This window comes from Brevibacillus parabrevis (assembly GCF_003710905.1).
In the GTDB taxonomy this organism is placed as follows: domain Bacteria; phylum Bacillota; class Bacilli; order Brevibacillales; family Brevibacillaceae; genus Brevibacillus; species Brevibacillus parabrevis.
Genome location: NZ_RHHV01000003.1, coordinates 284,666 through 303,423 on the forward strand (window position 1 = coordinate 284,666; position 18,758 = coordinate 303,423).

Annotated in this window: 20 protein-coding genes; all 20 read left to right on the forward strand. The window is 51.1% G+C overall.

Annotated elements, in window-relative coordinates; translation table 11 throughout:
• The first annotated feature begins 108 nt into the window (after positions 1-108).
• A complete protein-coding gene (locus tag EDM60_RS02880) occupies positions 109-849 on the forward strand; it encodes a DUF6042 family protein (protein ID WP_122962598.1) in 741 nt (246 codons plus the stop codon).
• Positions 850-1,152: 303 nt separating this feature from the next.
• Positions 1,153-1,524 carry an NADH-quinone oxidoreductase subunit A gene (locus EDM60_RS02885; protein ID WP_063229003.1) on the forward strand — a complete coding sequence of 124 codons (372 nt, stop codon included), beginning with the start codon at positions 1,153-1,155 and terminating at the stop codon, positions 1,522-1,524.
• Positions 1,515-2,033 (forward strand): NuoB/complex I 20 kDa subunit family protein, encoded by a 519-nt coding sequence (locus tag EDM60_RS02890; protein WP_063229004.1) that lies wholly within the window; start codon positions 1,515-1,517, stop codon positions 2,031-2,033. Before EDM60_RS02885 ends, EDM60_RS02890 begins: the two co-directional genes overlap by 10 nt.
• Positions 2,030-3,085 carry an NADH-quinone oxidoreductase subunit C gene (locus tag EDM60_RS02895; protein WP_122962599.1) on the forward strand — a complete coding sequence of 352 codons (1,056 nt, stop codon included), beginning with the start codon at positions 2,030-2,032 and terminating at the stop codon, positions 3,083-3,085. Before EDM60_RS02890 ends, EDM60_RS02895 begins: the two co-directional genes overlap by 4 nt.
• Positions 3,086-3,088: 3 nt before the next feature.
• Positions 3,089-4,237 carry an NADH-quinone oxidoreductase subunit D gene (locus EDM60_RS02900; protein WP_063229006.1) on the forward strand — a complete coding sequence of 383 codons (1,149 nt, stop codon included), beginning with the start codon at positions 3,089-3,091 and terminating at the stop codon, positions 4,235-4,237.
• Entirely contained in the window at positions 4,234-5,244 is a 1,011-nt protein-coding gene (gene nuoH / locus EDM60_RS02905; protein ID WP_173596373.1) for an NADH-quinone oxidoreductase subunit NuoH, read from the forward strand. The genes EDM60_RS02900 and nuoH overlap by 4 nt, the downstream gene beginning before the upstream one ends.
• Before the next feature lie 105 nt (positions 5,245-5,349).
• A complete protein-coding gene (nuoI, locus tag EDM60_RS02910; RefSeq protein ID WP_063229008.1) occupies positions 5,350-5,763 on the forward strand; it encodes an NADH-quinone oxidoreductase subunit NuoI in 414 nt (137 codons plus the stop codon).
• Between the two features lies 1 nt (position 5,764).
• A complete protein-coding gene (locus tag EDM60_RS02915) occupies positions 5,765-6,274 on the forward strand; it encodes an NADH-quinone oxidoreductase subunit J (RefSeq protein ID WP_063229009.1) in 510 nt (169 codons plus the stop codon).
• Entirely contained in the window at positions 6,271-6,582 is a 312-nt protein-coding gene (gene nuoK, locus EDM60_RS02920; protein ID WP_122962601.1) for an NADH-quinone oxidoreductase subunit NuoK, read from the forward strand. Before EDM60_RS02915 ends, nuoK begins: the two co-directional genes overlap by 4 nt.
• A gap of 26 nt (positions 6,583-6,608) precedes the next feature.
• Positions 6,609-8,531, forward strand: coding sequence for an NADH-quinone oxidoreductase subunit L (gene nuoL / locus EDM60_RS02925; protein WP_122962602.1), 1,923 nt, complete (start codon positions 6,609-6,611; stop codon positions 8,529-8,531).
• On the forward strand, positions 8,515-10,056 hold the full coding sequence (locus EDM60_RS02930; protein WP_122962603.1) for a complex I subunit 4 family protein: 1,542 nt from the start codon (positions 8,515-8,517) through the stop codon (positions 10,054-10,056). Before nuoL ends, EDM60_RS02930 begins: the two co-directional genes overlap by 17 nt.
• A 3-nt stretch (positions 10,057-10,059) precedes the next feature.
• The gene (nuoN, locus tag EDM60_RS02935; protein ID WP_122962604.1) at positions 10,060-11,586 is read left to right on the forward strand and encodes an NADH-quinone oxidoreductase subunit NuoN; all 1,527 of its coding nucleotides are present in this window, start codon (positions 10,060-10,062) and stop codon (positions 11,584-11,586) included.
• Between the two features lie 113 nt (positions 11,587-11,699).
• Positions 11,700-11,930 carry a DUF1146 family protein gene (locus tag EDM60_RS02940; RefSeq protein ID WP_063229014.1) on the forward strand — a complete coding sequence of 77 codons (231 nt, stop codon included), beginning with the start codon at positions 11,700-11,702 and terminating at the stop codon, positions 11,928-11,930.
• Between the two features lie 101 nt (positions 11,931-12,031).
• The gene (locus EDM60_RS02945; RefSeq protein WP_122962605.1) at positions 12,032-12,778 is read left to right on the forward strand and encodes a YwmB family TATA-box binding protein; all 747 of its coding nucleotides are present in this window, start codon (positions 12,032-12,034) and stop codon (positions 12,776-12,778) included.
• Between the two features lie 18 nt (positions 12,779-12,796).
• A complete protein-coding gene (murA, locus tag EDM60_RS02950; RefSeq protein ID WP_122962606.1) occupies positions 12,797-14,122 on the forward strand; it encodes a UDP-N-acetylglucosamine 1-carboxyvinyltransferase in 1,326 nt (441 codons plus the stop codon).
• Positions 14,123-14,371: 249 nt separating this feature from the next.
• Positions 14,372-15,388, forward strand: coding sequence for a stage II sporulation protein D (spoIID, locus tag EDM60_RS02955; protein WP_122962607.1), 1,017 nt, complete (start codon positions 14,372-14,374; stop codon positions 15,386-15,388).
• A gap of 91 nt (positions 15,389-15,479) precedes the next feature.
• Entirely contained in the window at positions 15,480-16,205 is a 726-nt protein-coding gene (locus tag EDM60_RS02960; RefSeq protein ID WP_063229018.1) for a M23 family metallopeptidase, read from the forward strand.
• A 182-nt stretch (positions 16,206-16,387) separates the two neighbouring features.
• Positions 16,388-16,675: a sporulation transcriptional regulator SpoIIID gene (gene spoIIID / locus EDM60_RS02965; RefSeq protein WP_005831806.1), complete on the forward strand. Its 288-nt coding sequence runs from the start codon at positions 16,388-16,390 to the stop codon at positions 16,673-16,675.
• 77 nt (positions 16,676-16,752) lie between these two features.
• Positions 16,753-17,769 (forward strand): rod shape-determining protein, encoded by a 1,017-nt coding sequence (mreB, locus tag EDM60_RS02970; RefSeq protein WP_122962608.1) that lies wholly within the window; start codon positions 16,753-16,755, stop codon positions 17,767-17,769.
• A 6-nt stretch (positions 17,770-17,775) separates the two neighbouring features.
• Positions 17,776-18,747 carry a flagellar hook-basal body protein gene (locus EDM60_RS02975; protein ID WP_122962609.1) on the forward strand — a complete coding sequence of 324 codons (972 nt, stop codon included), beginning with the start codon at positions 17,776-17,778 and terminating at the stop codon, positions 18,745-18,747.
• The last annotated feature ends 11 nt before the right edge of the window (positions 18,748-18,758 follow it).

Genomic DNA, 18,758 nt, shown 5'->3' on the forward strand with positions numbered 1-18,758 from the left:
GCCTATCGTTTCTGTGTATAATAGACCTAATGCCCTGCCGTCTGACATGATTTTTTGCGACAGCATAATGTGCGGCACTGGCTAGTGGAATTAAAGGAGAGTGTACTGATGCAAACCATTCGCGATATTCGCCACAATCAGGATGGCGTAGTGATTCCGAGCGGCTTCGCGGCCAATGGCTGGTCGAACGTGCTGTCTCATGAGATGAATGTCCTGTTTCAGGCTCTGTGTTTTGTCGTAACAGAGTACGAGACAAAAGCGGAGATGGAAAAAGGACTGGATGAAATCGAAGCGTTGAAAGGCGCCTTTTCTGTACCTGCCAAGGAAGCATTTAAATCGGAAGAAGACTATGAAGGCTATGTAGACCTGCTGAACCGCTTCAAGGCATTCCTGAAGCGTTCCGATTACGCTTATCCTGCATCCCGTGTGGAAGCGATTGAGCTTTTCGTAAAATGGGGTCTTGTGATCGACAACGAAGACGCGTGGGATATTCCTGTCCACCCGTTCCCGGATGTACCTCAGTTGTTTAATCTGAGTGAAGCGGAATCGCTCGCCCTGGCGCATGTAAAGCTGGAAGCGCTGGTACACCCTATTTTCAGCCGTCTGGTCATGATGCTGCATGAACGCGATGAAAACACGTTTAGCATCTCCAAGGCAGAAATGAAAGAAATGCTGAATACGAATGACCAGATGCTTACTGAAGTTTTGATCAAGCTGACTCCGTATATGGAAGAGGCGATCGAGAACGTACTGGAACTTCCGGATGATGAGAAACTGAATTTCACCATTGTATGGGAGCGCATTTACGAAGACTTCCTCGGTCAGCAGTTTTCAAGCAATGTTCAATAATGCACAAAATAAATACGCCTGACGGACATATTCGTTTGGCTATTATATGATGCTGGAAAAACTTAGGGAAAAATCTCTAAGTTTTTCCCTTTATATGGGACTACAGGAAGGCTTTCGTTAGACACCCAATTGGCAATTTGATATAATGATAAAGGTATTTTTTTCTAGCAGTATCGGTCTGCGACTACGTTCATACCTTCATCTGCGATGCTGCAAGGAGTACCCTTTTGATGATGTTCATACTTCATCTGGAGGGCAGCGCAAGACAGATTCATATCTTTCTTACGAGCGGAGGGAACGTGGGTGATTGACATCTATACCAACAATTATGTTATTGTCGCGATCTTTTTGTTTCTCGGTGTGTTGTTGCCCGTAGCTACTGTCAGCTTCGTTGGTCCACTACTGCGTCCAAAGAAACCGACACGGGAGAAGCAAACCACTTATGAAAGCGGTAACATTCCTGTTGGTGACAGCTGGGTACGTTTCAACGTGAAGTATTACATTTTTGCCCTTATGTTTGTCATTTTCGATGTAGAAACACTCTTTCTGTACCCGTGGGCCGTCGCTTACAAAGAGTTGGGGCTGTTCGCCCTGGTCGAGATGGTCATCTTTATATCCTTGCTTGTGGTAGGGCTGATTTACGCGTGGAGAAAGAAGGTGCTGGAATGGAACTAGATCTGACAAGCATTGCGCCTGAATTGCAAGAAGAACTGAATCGAAACGTCATGTTTACGACTTTGGAAACGGTAAAGGGATGGGTGCGAAGCAATTCGCTCTGGCCTTTGACTTTTGGCCTTGCCTGTTGCGCGATTGAGATGATGGGAACCGGGGGAGCGCGATACGATCTGGACAGGTTCGGGGTAATTTTCCGGGCTTCGCCGCGCCAATCCGATGTCATGATCGTAGCCGGAACGGTTACGAAAAAAATGGCTCCATTGCTGCGCCGCTTGTACGACCAGATGCCTGAACCGAAGTGGGTGATTGCGATGGGGTCCTGTGCGACGGCGGGCGGACCATATGTGCGCTCGTACAGTGTCGTAAAAGGTGTCGATCAGATCGTTCCCGTCGATGTATACATTCCGGGGTGTCCACCTAACCCTGCCGCCCTGATTTACGGAATCAACAAACTTCAGGAAAAAATCCGCTATGAAGCGAAGACTGGGAAGCGGGTGACCAGTCCATGAGTGAAGAAAAACGCAGGCCAACGCCGGAAGAAAAGGCGCAGGCAGCAGCCGAGGCGCGCGCCAAAGCTGAAGCTTTGCGAAAATTAAGAGAACAGGAAGAGCAGGGCGCAGAGGCAGCTCCACCAGCTCAAGAAGAAGCTCAGGCACAAGCCGCAGATTCGCAAGAGGAAGTAGCACCAGTAGCGAAGCCAGTCTCGGAAATGACGCCGGAAGAAAAGGCAGCAGCGAAAAAGGCGGCGGCCGCAGAAGCGATTGCCAAAGCGAAAGCTGCAAAGGAAGCGAAAGAATCTGCCCAGCAGGGAGATGGCGCTTCGTCAGCAGAGGGGGCAGATGCGGAAGCGAAGGCAAAAGCCGCCGCAGCGGCCAAAGCAAAAGCAGCTGCCGCCGCTGCAGCTAAGGCGAAGGCCGAGAGAGAAGCGGGTGGCTCGCCAGCAGATGGCGGGGATGATGACGCCAAAGCGAAAGCCGCCGCAGCAGCAAAAGCCAAGGCTGCCGCCGCAGCCGCTGCAAAGGCAAAAGCTGCTCAAGCGACTGGCGATGGAGCGGAAGCAGCAGAAACGCCAAAAGCTCCTTCCAAAAACCAACCGTATCTCGACAAGTACGTGCTGCGTATTACAGAGAAGTTCGGCAAAGAAGTGCTGGAAGCCAGTTATATTAACGAATTGGCCAAGGAAGTCCCGACATTGGTTATTCAGAACGAACGGTGGCACGAGATTGCCCAGTTTCTGAAAGAAGACGGGCAATTGGCCTTTGAATATTTGTCAGATTTGCATGGCGTCGATTATGAGGACAGGATGGAAGTTTACTACCATCTGTACTCCTACAAAAATCGGCAAAGCCTGGCGGTAAAAGTCAAAACCAGTCGGGAACAGTCGTCTGTGCCGTCTGTCATGGACGTATGGAACGGCGCCAATTGGAATGAAAGAGAGACTTTTGACTTGTTGGGGATTCATTTCCCGGGACATAAGGATTTGCGTCGAATTTTGCTGCCGGATGATTGGGTAGGCTATCCGCTGCGAAAAGATTATGTGCAATACGACGAGGAGGTTTAACTGATGAACCAGAACATCCTCACAACAAGTGTCGATACCTCTTCAGAAAACGGCATTCGCACGGAAGAGATGCTTCTGAATGTCGGCCCGCAGCATCCAAGTACACACGGAGTATTTCGCTTGGTCGTCAAAATTGATGGCGAAACGATCAAGGAAGCCATTCCGGTCATGGGCTATCTCCATCGCGGCACCGAAAAGCTGGCGGAAAATCTGAACTATACGCAGATTATTCCTTACACCGACAGGATGGACTACGTGTCTGCCATGACCAACAACTACGTGCTCTGTCACGCGGTAGAGACGATGATGGGTCTGGAAATACCCGAGCGTGCCCAATTCTTGCGCCTGATTGCCATGGAATTGAACAGGGTGGCAAGTCACCTGGTCTGGTGGGGAACTTATTTGCTCGACATCGGTGCAATGGGACCGTTTCTGTATGCGTTCCGCGATCGGGAAATGATCCTTGACCTGTTTAACGAGCTGTGTGGAGCGCGAATGACTTTCAACTACATGCGGATCGGTGGCGTGAAGTGGGATGCGCCTCCAGGCTGGGTAGACAAGGCAAAGGAATTTGTCCAATACATGAAGAAGGAACTGAACAACTACCACCAGCTCGTATCCGGAAACGAAATTTTTATCAGCAGGATCAAAGGCATCGGAAAATTCGACACCAGTACGGCATTGGATTACTCGCTGTCTGGCGTTATGCTGCGAGCCACCGGCGTGAAGTGGGATTTGCGCAAAGATGAGCCATATTGCATCTATGATCGCTTCGATTTTGATGTTCCGACTGCGACAGAGGGCGATTGCATGGCGCGCTATCAAGTGCGCATGGCAGAGATTGAACAGTCGTTGCGCATTTTGGAGCAAGCCCTGGAGCAGTTCCCGAGCGAAGGGGAAGTGATCGGCAAAGTGCCTCGTGTCATCCGGCCACCAGCTGGCGAGACTTATGTGCGGATCGAGTCTCCGCGTGGGGAAATCGGCTGCTACATCGCAAGCCAGGGTAAGGATAAGCCTTGGAGATTGAAATTCAGACGGCCGTCCTTTACCAATCTGCAAATTCTGCCCACATTGTTGCAGGGAGAAAGCCTTGCCAACATGATCGTCATCCTGGGCAGCATCGACATCGTGCTCGGGGAGGTTGACTGTTGATGAATGCGCTTTTGCAGCAAGCCCCCTCATGGGGAAACACTCTCTGGTTTATTTTGGCGGCGGTGATCCTGCTGGCCGTTTTGCTGGGATTCGTCACATACGCTATCTACTTCGAGCGCAAAGTCATCGGTTGGATGCAGCTGCGCATTGGGCCCAATCGCGTCGGGCCTTTGGGACTTTTGCAAACCGTTGCTGACGTTACCAAGCTGCTGTTGAAAGAAGATACGCGTCCCAAGCACGCTGACAAAGCTTTGTTCACATTGGCGCCGATTTTGGCTTATGCGCCCGCCTTCGCTGTCCTGGCAGTCATGCCGTTTACGGAAAGCATCCAGTTTGCCGATTTGGGAATCGGCCTGCTGTACTATATCGCGCTTTCCGGCATTACGGTGCTCGGAGTGATTACGGCTGGCTGGGCTTCGAACAACAAGTATTCGCTGATCGGGGGTCTCCGCTCTGCTGCGCAGATGATCAGCTATGAAGTGCCGCTGGTCATGTCCGTGGTTGGTGTCGTTCTGTTGACGGGCAGCATGAATCTCAGGGAAATTGTCGAGGCGCAGCGGGATGTCTGGAATATTGTTCCGCAGTTTATCGGATTTGCCGTATTTATCATTGCTGCTCAGGCAGAGCTGAACCGTACGCCGTTTGACCTGCCTGAAGCCGAATCGGAGCTGGTAGCTGGATATCACGTCGAATACTCCGGATTCCGTTTTGCCATGTTCATGCTGGCAGAGTACGTGTACATGTTCGGGATGGGGACGCTGATTACGATTTTGTTCCTTGGTGGATGGCTGCCGATTCATCCAGCTTTGGGCTTTATTCCGGGAATCGTCTGGTTTGTGCTCAAGTTCTCGCTGTACATCTTCCTTCAGTTTTGGATTCGGGCTACCATGCCGCGCTTGCGAGTAGACCAACTGATGTCGTTTGCCTGGAAAGTGCTTCTGCCAATCGCGCTGTTCAACATACTGCTTACCGCTGTCGTCGTCTCCTATCAAAACGGGATGTTCTGATTTTGGCGGCAGAAAGCAACTGCTAGGCGTTACGGGTTTCTACGCGCAGGCTTCGCCATTGGCAAGGCGATAGTCAAGTAACTCAAATTCTGAGGGGTGACACACATGCTTGGACTGGCTAAAGGCCTTGGGTATACCTTTAAAAAACTCACGGAGAAAAAAGTTACCCATTTTTATCCGGATGTGCCCTTTCCCATGCCGCCACGCTTTCGCGGCATCCAACACTTTTCCCCGGAAAAATGCATCGTTTGCAACCAATGCGCCCGCATTTGTCCGACCGAGTGCATTCAATTGACAGGGAAGCCCCATCCTGATCCGGATAAAAAGGGAAAGATCATCGATACGTACGATATCAACTTCGAGCTATGCATCTTGTGCGATCTCTGTACGGAGGTTTGCCCTACCGAAGCGATTGTGATGACCAACAACTTCGAGCTGGCAGCTTACAGCAGGGACGAACTGTACAAAAACTTGAAATGGCTGGATGACAACAATACAAACGTCAGGGAGGAGAACTAGCATGACTGGCGAATTTGCAGCCTTTTTTATCCTGTCTCTCCTGACGATTGGCGGCGCAGTCTTCATGATCAGTTTTACTCGTGTTGTACACATGGTAATCTCGCTCGGGGTCACATTTATCAGCATCGCAGGACTGTTTGTTTTGCTCGGAGCAGAGTTTGTAGGCGTGGCGCAAGTGCTGGTCTACTCTGGTGCGATTTCCATTCTGATGCTGTTTGGAATCATGCTCACCAAGCACGATGCCCAGGACGAAGGAACAGGGCGCAAGTGGAAAAACCGCTTCATTCTGTTGTTTGTCGCTGGTTTGTTCGGCCTGTTGTTCTGGGGAATCCAAAACACACCGTGGCCTGCACCACCGCCGCCAGTGGCTTCTCCTGTGAGCAACGCCAAAGAAATCGGACTGGAAGTATTCACGAAGTACGTCATTCCATTTGAACTGTTGTCCGTACTGCTCTTGGTCGCGTTGGTCGGTGCGATCATCATGGCAAAAAAGGAGGGGGATAACGAATGACAGTGAGCATTACCTCCTACTTAATGGTCGCATTGATTTTGTTCTGTGTCGGTTTGTACGGAGCACTGACAAAGCGAAATGCGGTTGTCGTTTTAATCTCGATCGAATTGATGCTGAATGCGGTGAATATCAATCTGGTCGCGTTTTCCAAATACGGCTTGTACCCCGCTGTAGCCGGGCAAATTTTCACCTTGTTCACCATGACGGTTGCTGCTGCCGAGGTCGCAGTGGGTCTGGCGATCTTGATCGCGCTCTACCGCAACAAGGAAACAGTCAATGTAGATGAAATAGACCAAATGAAACGATAGATGGAGAACTGATAAGGAGGACAAAGATGGATACTTTTTTGCACTACGCCTGGCTCATCCCTCTGTTTCCGCTTCTTGCTTTCATCGTGATCGTTTCGTTTGGTCGCCAGTTGAAAGAAGGAGCGGCCATAGTCGGCATCGGGCTGACAGCTGTTTCTTTCGGAATCGCCGTCCTCGCCTTTTGGCAGAGATTCCGGGATGGGGGAGTAGACTACAACTATGTGGTAGATTGGCTTCATGTCGGTGACATCGTGATCAACATGGGCTTTGAGGTAACTCCGCTCAATGCGATGATGCTGGTTATCGTCACGCTGGTCAGCTTGCTCGTTCAGATTTATTCCAAAGGCTACATGCATGGCGACGAGCGCTTTCCGGTGTTTTACCAATACCTCGCCCTGTTCACGTTTTCCATGCTCGGGCTGGTCATTTCTCCGAACCTTTTGCAAGTGTACATTTTCTGGGAGCTGGTTGGCGTCTGTTCCTTCCTGCTCGTCGGTTATTACTATTTCAAACCGGAAGCCAAAGCGGCTGCGAAAAAGGCATTTATCGTTACGCGGATTGGCGACCTGGGATTGTTCATCGGGATATGCTTGCTGTTCTGGTGGACCGGAAGTTTTGAGTACGGGCCGATCTTCGAAAGCGTAGCTCTCGGACGATTGGAGCCGTGGATGATTACAGTCGCAGCGATTTTGATTTTTATCGGTGCGATGGGGAAATCAGGTCAATTCCCGCTGCATACGTGGTTGCCTGATGCGATGGAAGGTCCTACGCCTGTATCTGCCTTGATTCACGCAGCGACGATGGTTGCTGCCGGTGTGTATCTGGTGGCTGCGACTTATCCGCTGTTCATCGCTTCTGATACGGCTTTGACTGTAGTGGCTTATGTAGGTGGCATCACGGCGATTTTTGCCGCTTCCATCGGTTTGACACAGCGCGACATCAAGCGTGTGCTTGCGTATTCCACAGTCAGTCAGCTCGGGTACATGATGATGGCGCTGGGGGTTGCCGGTGCTGCCGGTTATGTGGCGGGATCGTTTCACTTGATGACGCACGCCTTTTTCAAAGCGTTGCTCTTTCTCGGAGCGGGCAGCGTAATCCACGCCGTACATACGCAAGATGTGTTTGAAATGGGCGGCCTGTGGAAAAAGATGCCTGTCACAGCACTGACGTTTTTGATCGGCTGTCTGGCTATTGCGGGAATCTTTCCTTTCGCCGGATTCTGGTCGAAAGAAGCGATTTTGGGCGCTGTATATGGAGCGCATCGCTACGATCTGCTGGTTATTGCGCTGGTTGCGGCTTTCTTTACCGCATTCTATATGTTCCGATTGTTTTTCCTCACGTTCACGGGAAAAGCTCGGGGCAAGCACGAAGCACACGAGTCACCTGGCGTCATGACTGGGCCTTTGCTAATTTTGGCGCTGCTTGCTGTAGTCGCCGGATTCGTGAACACGCCTTACGCACCTTTGCTGACTGACTGGCTTTTGTCAACGGGAACAGGTACGGCAATTGTCAACGTGTTTGGCGAAGGAACAGAGCATGCCGCTTCCTGGCTGCAAATCGTCGCTTTGCTCATCTCGGTGCTGGGCGTCATTTTGGCCTACCTGATGTACGGCAAAAAGTCGGTATCGCCAAACAGCATTCCCGAAGCGATGCCGTGGCTCTATCGACTCTCTTACCGAAAATACTATGTGGATGAACTGTACCAGAATGTGATTGTGCGGCCACTTGGCTGGCTGGGAATCATTTTGAACGGGTTTGACAAATACGTGGTGGATGGCCTGGTTGGGCTGACAGCCAAGATTACGCAGGGAATTGGCGCTTTACATGCACGTGTGCAAAGCGGCCAGATCCAGTCTTACGGGGCGATGGTTCTGTTTGGCCTGCTGCTGTTGATCCTTGCCATCAGTTTGACGGTCGAGGGAGGTGGACTCTTTGGTTTCGGGCGCTAATATCCTTTTGTCGTCGCTGGTGTTCTCTCCACTTCTGGCGATTCTCGTGATCGCTTGCATCCCTGGTCGTCGATTCGCGGCAATCAAGCAGGTCGGGATACTGGGGACCTTGTTGCCGTTGATCCTGGCATTTTGGATGTTCGGTTTGTTCAATTACGATACATCCAACCTGCAGTTTGTCGAGCGTCATGACTGGATTTCCATTCCGATCGGACTTGCTCAGACAGGTACGGTATTCGCTTTTGAAATCAATTATGAGCTTGGTGTGGACGGGATTTCCATGCCGTTGATTTTGCTGACAGCGATTATCGGAACTCTCGCTGCGGTCGCTTCCTGGCAGATCAAAAAGCGGCTGAAGGAATTTTTCATCTTGCTCCACCTGCTGCTGATCGGGATGCTCGGAGTTTTCGCAGCAGACAACCTGTTCCTGTTCTTCATTTTCTTCGAGCTGACACTGGTGCCGATGTACTTCCTGATCGGAATATGGGGCTATGGCGAGCGCGAGCATGCGGCCAACAAGTTCCTGTTGTACAACGGAATCGGTTCCGGCATCATGCTGCTGGCCTTCATCGCTATTTTCGTCGTCATGCGGACACTGAATATCGATCAGATTGCCGCGATTTTGACGACACCGGACCATCCGGTCACAGCAGCGCTGACGCCAACAGTTCGCTTTGCCTTGTTCATGGCCCTGTTCGTTGCCTTCGCGATCAAGCTTCCGGTGTTTCCGTTCCATACGTGGATGCTGAAAGTGCACGTACAGGCTCCGCCGTCCATCGTCATGATTCACTCCGGCATTTTGCTGAAGATGGGGGCATACGGACTTTTGCGAATGGGCATCGGATTTTTCCCGGAACAGGCGTACCAGTTCTCTACATGGCTGGCGATCCTGGGAATCATCAACGTGCTGTATGGCGCGGTGCTCGCTTTTGTGCAAAAAGATTTGAAAATGGTTCTGGCGTACTCCAGTATCAGCCATATGGGGATCGTTCTCCTTGGTTTTGCGGCCATGAACTCGATCGGCTTTCAAGGAGCGATGTTCCAGGTTGTCTCTCACGGTTTTATTTCGGCGCTGTTGTTCTTCCTGATTGGCGTCATTTGGGACCGGACGCAAACTTCGATGATCGACGATCTTGGCGGCTTGTCCAAATCCATGCCATTTGTCAGCGGAGTCTTTTTGGCTGGCGGTATGGCATCGCTCGGACTGCCTGGCATGTCCGGATTTATCAGTGAGTTCTTTGCTTTCCTGGGACTGTTCGGTCGAATGCCTGTACTGGCTGCGATCGGGGCGCTTGGGATCGTGCTTACAGCCGTCTATTTGTTGCGAGCGATCATGCGAACGACATTTGGGCCGACACCAAGCCGCTTCACAGGTCTTGCGGATGCACAGCCGATGGAAGTGATTCCGATGGTCGTGCTTCTCGGGTTTATTATCCTCATCGGCGTCTATCCAGCTGTCCTGGGAAATCCGATGCAGCAGGCTCTGAAGACGATCGTACCGATTGTAACGGGAATAGGAGGGTAATCCATGGACGTAAAAGATATATTCTCATATGACTGGAGCTACCTTCTGCCCGAATTTATCATTCTCGGATTTGCGACGTTTCTGTCGCTGCTGGATTTGTTTGCGGGCAAGCGTCTCGGTAGACAGGTGATCGGTTGGCTGTCGCTTGCAGGGGTAGTGTTGGCAGCGGTCTTTGTCTTCGTCAATGTGAATGTGCTCGACAAGCCGTACAGCTACATGGCGGACATGATCCGCATCGATGACTACGGCAATGCTTTCAAGCTGCTATTCCTGGCCGGGACGGCATTTGCGATTTTGCTCTCTCTTTCGTATCTGAAAAAGGGGGAGGTCACCCACACAGGAGAGTATTACTATTTGATGCTGACAGGACTTTTGGGGGCCATGGTCATGGCGTCTTCGGCAGACCTGATCACGCTGTTTGTCGGACTTGAGCTGTTGTCCCTGTCATCCTACGTGCTTGTGGGATTGAGAAAAAAGTCGCTGCAATCGAATGAATCAGCTTTTAAATACGTGGTATCGGGCGGAATCGCCACGGCCGTCATCTTGTTTGGGATGTCGTACGTGTACGGCTTGACGGGTACGACACATATTTACGAGATTTCGTTCCGTCTCGCAGAAGCGGGAATGGCGGGCTATCAGTTCCTCGTGTACATGGCATTTGCGTTTCTGGCGGTCGGGCTTGCTTTTAAAATATCCGCGGCGCCTAACCACATGTGGGCTCCGGATGTATACCAGGGCGCTCCGACTCCCGTAACGGCTTTTCTGGCCGTCGTATCAAAAGCGGCAGGCTTCTCGCTCGTATTCAGAGTCTTGCTGATCTCGTTTTTCAACGTTTCGAACGGAACGGATCGCTTCTTTTTCCAGGAGGCGAGTCTCTATCTCGGCATCATGGCGGCTGCTTCCATGATTATCGGGAACACGATGGCGCTCAGGCAAACAAACGTCAAGCGCATGATGGCCTACTCGGGAATTGCGCAGGCGGGGTATATACTCGTTCCGTTTGTGCCGCCGACAACTTTGTTTTTCGGTGAAGTGATCTTCTACCTGTTCGGGTACATGCTCGTCAGCTTTGGTGCTTTTGCCGTCATCATGGTGGTGACACGTGAGCAGGGAACAGAAGATCTGAAAGGTTTTGCCGGTTTGTATCACCGTTCTCCTGTCATGGCGATTGCGATGAGCATTTTCCTTCTGTCGCTGGCAGGGATTCCTGTCACCGCAGGATTCTTCGGGAAATTCTATCTGTTCATGGGTGCGCTGGCCCAGGAAAATTACTGGCTGGCGGCAATCATGATCGTCACAAGCGTCATTTCCTACTATTATTACTTCGGGATTATCAGACAGATGTACATGCGTCAGGGAACGAGCGAAGCTCCGCTTGCCGTGCCAAAAGGCATTTGGACTCTGGTCCTCGTGCTGGCCATCCTGACAGTCGTGTTCGGGGCATTCCCTGGTCTGGTCACCGATTATGTGCAAGTTCATTTCAATCCGTCTTTTGACTTTGGGAATATGCTTCCTCCCAACTTTCAGTGACACTCGTAACGGATGGCTACATCATGTACAATAGAAGGGATAGCTCGCTTTTCGGGCTGTCCCTTTTTCTTTTGACGAAGATGGCTGACTGATTTGCATGAGGAGGAACAAGCATGCCGCAAGAAGTATACGGCGTATTGAGCATCGTCTTGTCGATTGTATTCATTGCACTCGCATGGTGGGCTCTGCAATCATTTCGTTTTGAAAAAATCTTGAAGCATCCGGCGGGAGCGCAAGCGAAGCTGCTGCAAATTTTACTGTCGATCGTAATCGGCTACGAAGTATCGCGATTTTTCCTCGATTATCTCGGCTGGTCCATGACATTCGGCAATCTGTTTTCCTAATCGCCCAAACTTCATTCAGTTTGCTGGTATATCCACCCAGTTTCATGTGCAAAATGGGAAGTACAAAGAGATGTACGTGAAACATGGGGAGAGGATATAAAATGGGGAAATGGTCTGGCCTTCTTGTACTTGCTTTGTTGCTGGTCACTGGCGCTGTTTATTGGATGCCTGCGCAGGCGTCGGAAGCAAAACCTGTTGCGAGCAAGCTCTTGCAAACGCTTGAGGATTCGGGAGCGACGGGCGTGTCCATTCAGGTTCGTGCGAGAGTGGCGCTGGGGGAAGTACAGCGGCAGGAAGAAGTCACTGAGTTGGCAAAGATGTGGGCAAAACAGCTAGAGATTCCGCTTTCGCTCATCGAAGAATCGCGGAACCACGATGTTCTTATGTATCGAACGACATACAAGCAAAACGGCGTCTCCGTGCGCTACGAGATGACAAGTGTTCCTGAAAATGGTTCATTTGACACATATCTAGTGCTGCAGTTATCGGGAAGCCGTGAATCCCTACTATATATAGAGCAGATACAGGAAACCTTCGCGAAAGCCCTGAAAAATGCCGACTTTATTCCGCAAATTAGCACTTGTATTCGCGGATTGTACAATGTTAAGATGAGTGTTGACCAACAGGGGGGTAAAATTATGTCGATTTTTGCTACCCTCCAGGCAACAGAATTGGAACGTTTACAAGATGAGACGGTCGTCAGTATTTCTGGACATACCCCTATGTGGGAACCATTCATTGCGTTAAACGGGCAAAAGATGAATCTGCAGGTAGCGACTCACCGTGACAGCGGCAATGCTGGCACATGGGTTACTGTAGGTACACCAATCATCACAGTGGAATATTAGCACGCGGAGGGGTACACATTGGATAAAATTATTGTCCGTGGTGGTAAGGCATTGGCGGGTAATGTGAAAGTATCTGGCGCCAAAAATGCCGTACTCCCTATTATTGCAGCATCTATCCTGGCAGAAGAAGGCACATGCGTTATTTCGGATGTACCTGCTCTTGACGATGTCAGGACGATATGCGACCTCTTGAAATCGATGGGAATCTCCCTTACATATGATCATGAAGTGCTGACAATCAATGCTTCTGAGCTTACCAGCGTCGAAGCATCTTATGAACTGGTCCGCAAAATGCGTGCTTCTTTCCTGGTAATGGGGCCGCTTTTGGCTAGAAAAGGACAGGCTCGTGTCGCTCTTCCAGGTGGTTGTGCCATTGGTACCCGCCCGATCGACCAACACCTTAAAGGGTTTGAGGCTATGGGAGCCAAAATCGAGATCGGACAAGGGTTTATTGAAGCAAAAGCAGACGGGCGATTGAAAGGGGCAAAGATTTACCTCGATATCGCAAGCGTCGGCGCAACGGAAAATATCATGATGGCCGCCGCTTTGGCAGAAGGCACGACCGTGATTGAAAACGCAGCGGAGGAGCCGGAGATTGTCGATCTGGCCAACTTCCTGAACCGGATGGGAGCAAAAATCCGCGGTGCGGGAACAGGCTCTATCCGCATCGAAGGCGTGGAAAAGATGAAGGGCTGCACGCATTGCGTCATTCCTGACCGGATTGAAGCTGGAACCTTCATGGTGGCAGCAGCGATCACGGGTGGAGATGTATTCGTAGAAGGCGCGATTTGCGATCACCTGAAATCCGTAACAGCCAAGCTGCGTGAAATGGGCGTAGAGGTAGACGAGCAGGAAAACGGCATCCGCGTTCGCCGCACAGGTGCTCTGAAAGCTGTCGATCTCAAGACGTTGCCGTATCCGGGCTTCCCGACTGACATGCAGTCGCAAATGATGGCGCTTTTGCTTGTTTCCGAAGGCACGAGCATCGTGACTGAGACGGTTTTTGAAAATCGTTTTATGCACGTGGAAGAGTTCCGCCGCATGAATGCCAATATCAAAATCGAAGGACGCAGTGCCATTGTAGAAGGCGGCTCCAAGCTGACCGGAAGCAAAGTGGCGGCAACCGATCTGCGCGCAGGTGCAGCTCTGGTGCTGGCTGGGTTGGTATCGGAAGGAGAGACAGAGGTAACGGCTCTTCACCATATCGACCGCGGGTATGTGAACTTCACGGAAAAGCTGTTGGCACTCGGAGCGGATGTGGAGCGCGTAACTCCTGAGGAGAAAAAGCGGGAAGCGGTTTTGCCAGATACGATCAAGGTAAGCTTCTCTCCTAATTTTGCGTAACGAATGTGTCAGCTATATGACAAACACGAAGATTCTCTGTGAAAGCAGGGGATCTTTTTTTCGTTTGTGAAATGGTCAGCGCGAAGACCCAAGCCAAGCTGCTTCCCCTTCCGCTACGGCTCCGGCAGAGGTCTGCTTGCAGCTGTTGTCGCCCTCGCTACTCTCTTACTCTCTTACTCTCTCGTTCTATCGGTCTTTTGCCATACATAGACTGAAAGTGTCTAGCACTTAACGGGGAGGATCACTTGGATGAAACGCTACTTGCTCATAGGGTTTATCACTTTGCCGATCTTGCTCGTCCTGATGCCGGCTGCTCTGGTTTATCTGTTTGCACCTTCGCACGAGTCCGCAGCATCCCCACATGAAGCCGTTCAGCAGCAGAACAAACCGGCGACAGCAGGAGCTGCCCAATCGCTTCCCATCAAGGTGTACCGTACCGAAAAAAAGGTTGTGGAAACATTGCCGCTGGAGACGTACATCGAAGGGGTAGTAGCGGCTGAGATGCCGGCCGAGTTCGAACTGGAAGCGTTGAAGGCCCAGGCGATGGCAGCGAGGACGTATATCGTACGCAGACTGAAGCAAGGGAAGTTCGATGATGTGCCCGCGGGAGGACAGGTGCTGGATACGGTCGCTCATCAGGTGTATATGGATGAAGCGCAGCGCCGTGCACGCTGGGGAGACCAGTACGAATGGAAAAGCAAGCGCATAGAGCAGGCTGTGCAAGCAACAGCGGGCGTCGTGCTGACTTATCAGGGAGAGCCGATTGACGCCACGTTCTTTTCCACCAGCAACGGCTTTACCGAGAACTCGAACGAATATTGGGAAAAGCCGATTCCGTACCTGAAAAGTGTGGCAAGTCCATGGGATATCGAATCCCCGCGCTACGAGGAAACAGTGGTCAAGTCCACGGCTGAGCTGGAAAAGGAATTGGGCGTGAAGCTTGTGCAGGAGGCTTCCTCCAACGGAGCCTGGTATCGGATTGAGTCGCGCACGACGGGAAATCGCGTGGGGAAAATCAGCATTGGCGGCAAGGAGTTTAGCGGGCGGGAATTTCGCGAAAAGCTGAACTTGAACTCGTCTTCTTTTACGTTGGAGCTGAGAGGCAACCAGGTGTTTATTACAACCAAAGGATACGGCCACGGAGTCGGCATGAGCCAATGGGGAGCAAACGGCATGGCCAAGAGCGGAAAAAATGCCGAGCAGATCGTGAAGCACTTCTACCAGGGAATCAACCTCCAGGATTACTCTCAAATCGTGCGCGCCTAGCGAAAAAGAACGCAAATTTTTACTTTTCCCGACTCTCTCAGGTTTATACGCCAAAATTCTGGCGATACTGAGGGATGAGGTGATGAATAAAATGGAAGATCAAAAGAATCAAAATCAACCGATTCCATTCAAGAAGGCAAGCTCCTGGAAAAAAGTTTTGGGTAAGAAGTGGGCGTTCCCCGCAATCTACATCGGAACCGCAGCAATCATTCTCGCTTTTGTGATGTGGTATCAGGGCAGCGTCATGGACACGGTATCCAAAGTGGCAAATGTCGGGGATAACGTGGCAGTGACAACTCCAGCGACTCCTGAGACACCGAAGCAAAACGATGAAGCGGTACCTGTGACAAGTGGCGTTCAACCGTTGGCATGGCCTGTAGGGAAAAATGTCCAGTATGAAATGGGAATGAGCTACTACGACGAACAAGCGTCCAAAGACGAGCAGCAAAAGGCGCTGGTCAAGTACAGCAACTCTTTTTACCCGCACACCGGAATTGATTTGAAAGCAACTGATGGCAAGAGCTTTGATGTCGTGGCTGCCCTCGCCGGAAAAGTCGTGAAGGTGGAAAACGATCCGCTCGTCGGCAAAACCGTTGAAGTGGAGCACGCTGACAAAATGGTGACGGTCTATCAAAGCCTGGAAAACACGACAGTCAAACCAGGTGATGAAGTGACCCAGGGCCAAGTGATCGGTTCAGCAGGCCGCAACGAGTTCGAGAAAGATTTCGGAGTGCATCTCCACTTCGAAGTACGTGTCGACGACAAGCCAGTGAATCCACAACAATATTTGATTCAAGCGGAAGCGAAAAATCAATAATTAGCGAAATGATGGAAAACACCCGTAAAATCAAGCGATTTGCGGGTGTTTTTTTGCTGTTGGTACAAACTGTTGAAAAAAGATGCGGCCGTGCTGGCTTGTCAGGCTTGGAAACGTAGAATATGTGTCCCTACCCACCCATATATTGTATCAGACAATGTAGATACAAGGAGGCGAGTAATGTGCACGACTACATCAAAGAGCGGACCATCAAGATTGGCCGATATATTGTAGAGACGCGAAATACGGTTCGGATGATCGCCAAAGAGTTCGGAGTTTCCAAAAGTACAGTGCACAAGGACTTGACGGAAAGGCTGCCTGAAATAAATCCGGAGTTGGCTAACCAAGTTAAGGAAATTTTGGAATATCACAAAGCTATCAGACATCTGCGGGGAGGCGAAGCGACTAAAATCAAATACAAGCGGCGTAGTAAAAAAGTCCGAGTTGAACAGGAGGAGAGCGTGCAATAAAGAATTTCCTTGTCCTCTCACGTAGAAGAGCCTATGATATTAGGTAGAAATGTAACTGGTAACAGGGAGGACCTTTCATGTTTGGCAAAGATATCGGAATCGACTTGGGGACGGCCAATGTCTTGGTGTATGTAAAAGGCAAGGGTGTTGTCCTAGACGAACCATCTGTCGTGGCAATAGATAGCAATTCTAGAAAAGTATTGGCCGTGGGGCACGAAGCGCATCGCATGGTGGGCCGAACCCCAGGAAATATCGTGGCGATCCGACCTTTGCGCGAAGGTGTTATTGCCGATTTTGAGATTACAGAAGCGATGCTGAAGCACTTTTTGAACAAAATCGGTGGAAAAAGCATGTTTGCACGTCCACGCATCCTGATTTGCTGCCCAACGAACATTACCTCGGTAGAGCAAAAGGCGATTCGCGAAGCAGCCGAGCGCAGTGGAGGCGCAAGACAGGTGTTTATCGAAGAAGAACCGAAAGTTGCCGCAGTTGGGGCAGGTATGGACATTTTTCAGCCGTCCGGCAATATGGTAGTGGATATCGGTGGGGGTACGACCGATGTAGCGGTGCTGTCGATGGGCGATATTGTCACGTCTTCCTCCATCAAAATAGCTGGGGACACATTCGATGTGGCTATTATGCGGTACATAAAAAATAAATACAAACTGCTGATCGGAGAGCGTACAGCTGAAGATATCAAGGTTCAAATCGGAACCGTATCCGGCGGGCGCCAGGACGAAATGGACATTCGTGGTCGGGACATGGTAAGCGGATTGCCGCAGACCATTACCATTCAATCCGGCGAAGTCCAAGAAGCCCTGGCCGAGTCGGTGAGTGCGATTGTACAAGCCTCGAAATCTGTTTTGGAACGAACACCTCCCGAGCTTTCTGCCGATATAATTGATAAGGGTGTTTTCCTGACTGGCGGCGGCGCACTTTTGCATGGCATCGACGAGATTTTGGCAGAGGAGCTGAAGGTTCCTGTGCTGGTAGCGGACGAGCCGATGATGTGTGTAGCCAAAGGAACCGGAATGATGCTGGACTATCTGGACAAGGTGCCGGCTCACTCGAATAAGCGATTATTCAGGGGGTAAGATTACGTGATCAGAGGCTTGTATACGTCTGCATCTGGCATGCTTGCCTTGCAAAACAGGCAAGATTCGCTGGCGAACAACCTGGCTAACATCAACACGCCTGGATACAAACAGGATGTTGGTGTCATGCGCGCTTTCCCGGAGCAGCTCCTTTCGCGCATGCGCGATTCCGAAGGACCTGATTTCCCGGGCGTTCCGACCATGCCTGGCCAGCCTGCGATCATCGGACGGCTGAACTCAGGGGTGTACATGTCGGAAGCGATCCCTGCCTTTACGCAAGGAGATATTGAAGAGACGCGCAATCCGTACGATGTGGCGCTTTTGGACAACCTCCAGCCTGATCAGGACGGAAATGAGCGCCGTCTGTTTTACAGCGTGGCACGGATTGAAGATTTGACCCAGCCAGCCCAGGAAGAAGATATTCGCTACACGCGGAACGGAAACTGGAGCGTCAATGCGGAAGGGTACCTGGTGACGCCAGACGGATATTACGTTCTCGACAATCAAAATCAGGCGATTCGGCTGAACAATGATCCGCTTACAGGGGGCAATGTCGGGCAGGACTTGAAGATCAATCAGGCTGGCGAGCTGTTGTACCGGGATTCGGTCAGCAAGGACTACCAGGTGTTGGCCAACCACCAGAGGCTCGGCCTGAGCGTCGTGACAGACCCTCAGAAGCTGGTTCGTGAGGGAACGAACATTTTCCGCTATGAAGGAGACGCAGAGGTAAAAGCGATCGACATCGCGGAAGCGGAAGACCAGGCTGCATTGGCTGCCGGAGAGTACGATACGCCGACTGTTGCAGGCAGATACGGTACGCAGCAAGGATGGAGAGAGCGGTCCAATGTTGACCCGGCTCAAACTATGACAAGCATGATGAGCGTACTGCGTGCATACGAGGCAAACCAGCGAGTCATTACGACGATTGACGGTACGCTGGACAAGGCTGCTAATGAAATCGGACGAGTGAACGGATAATAGGGGGTAGG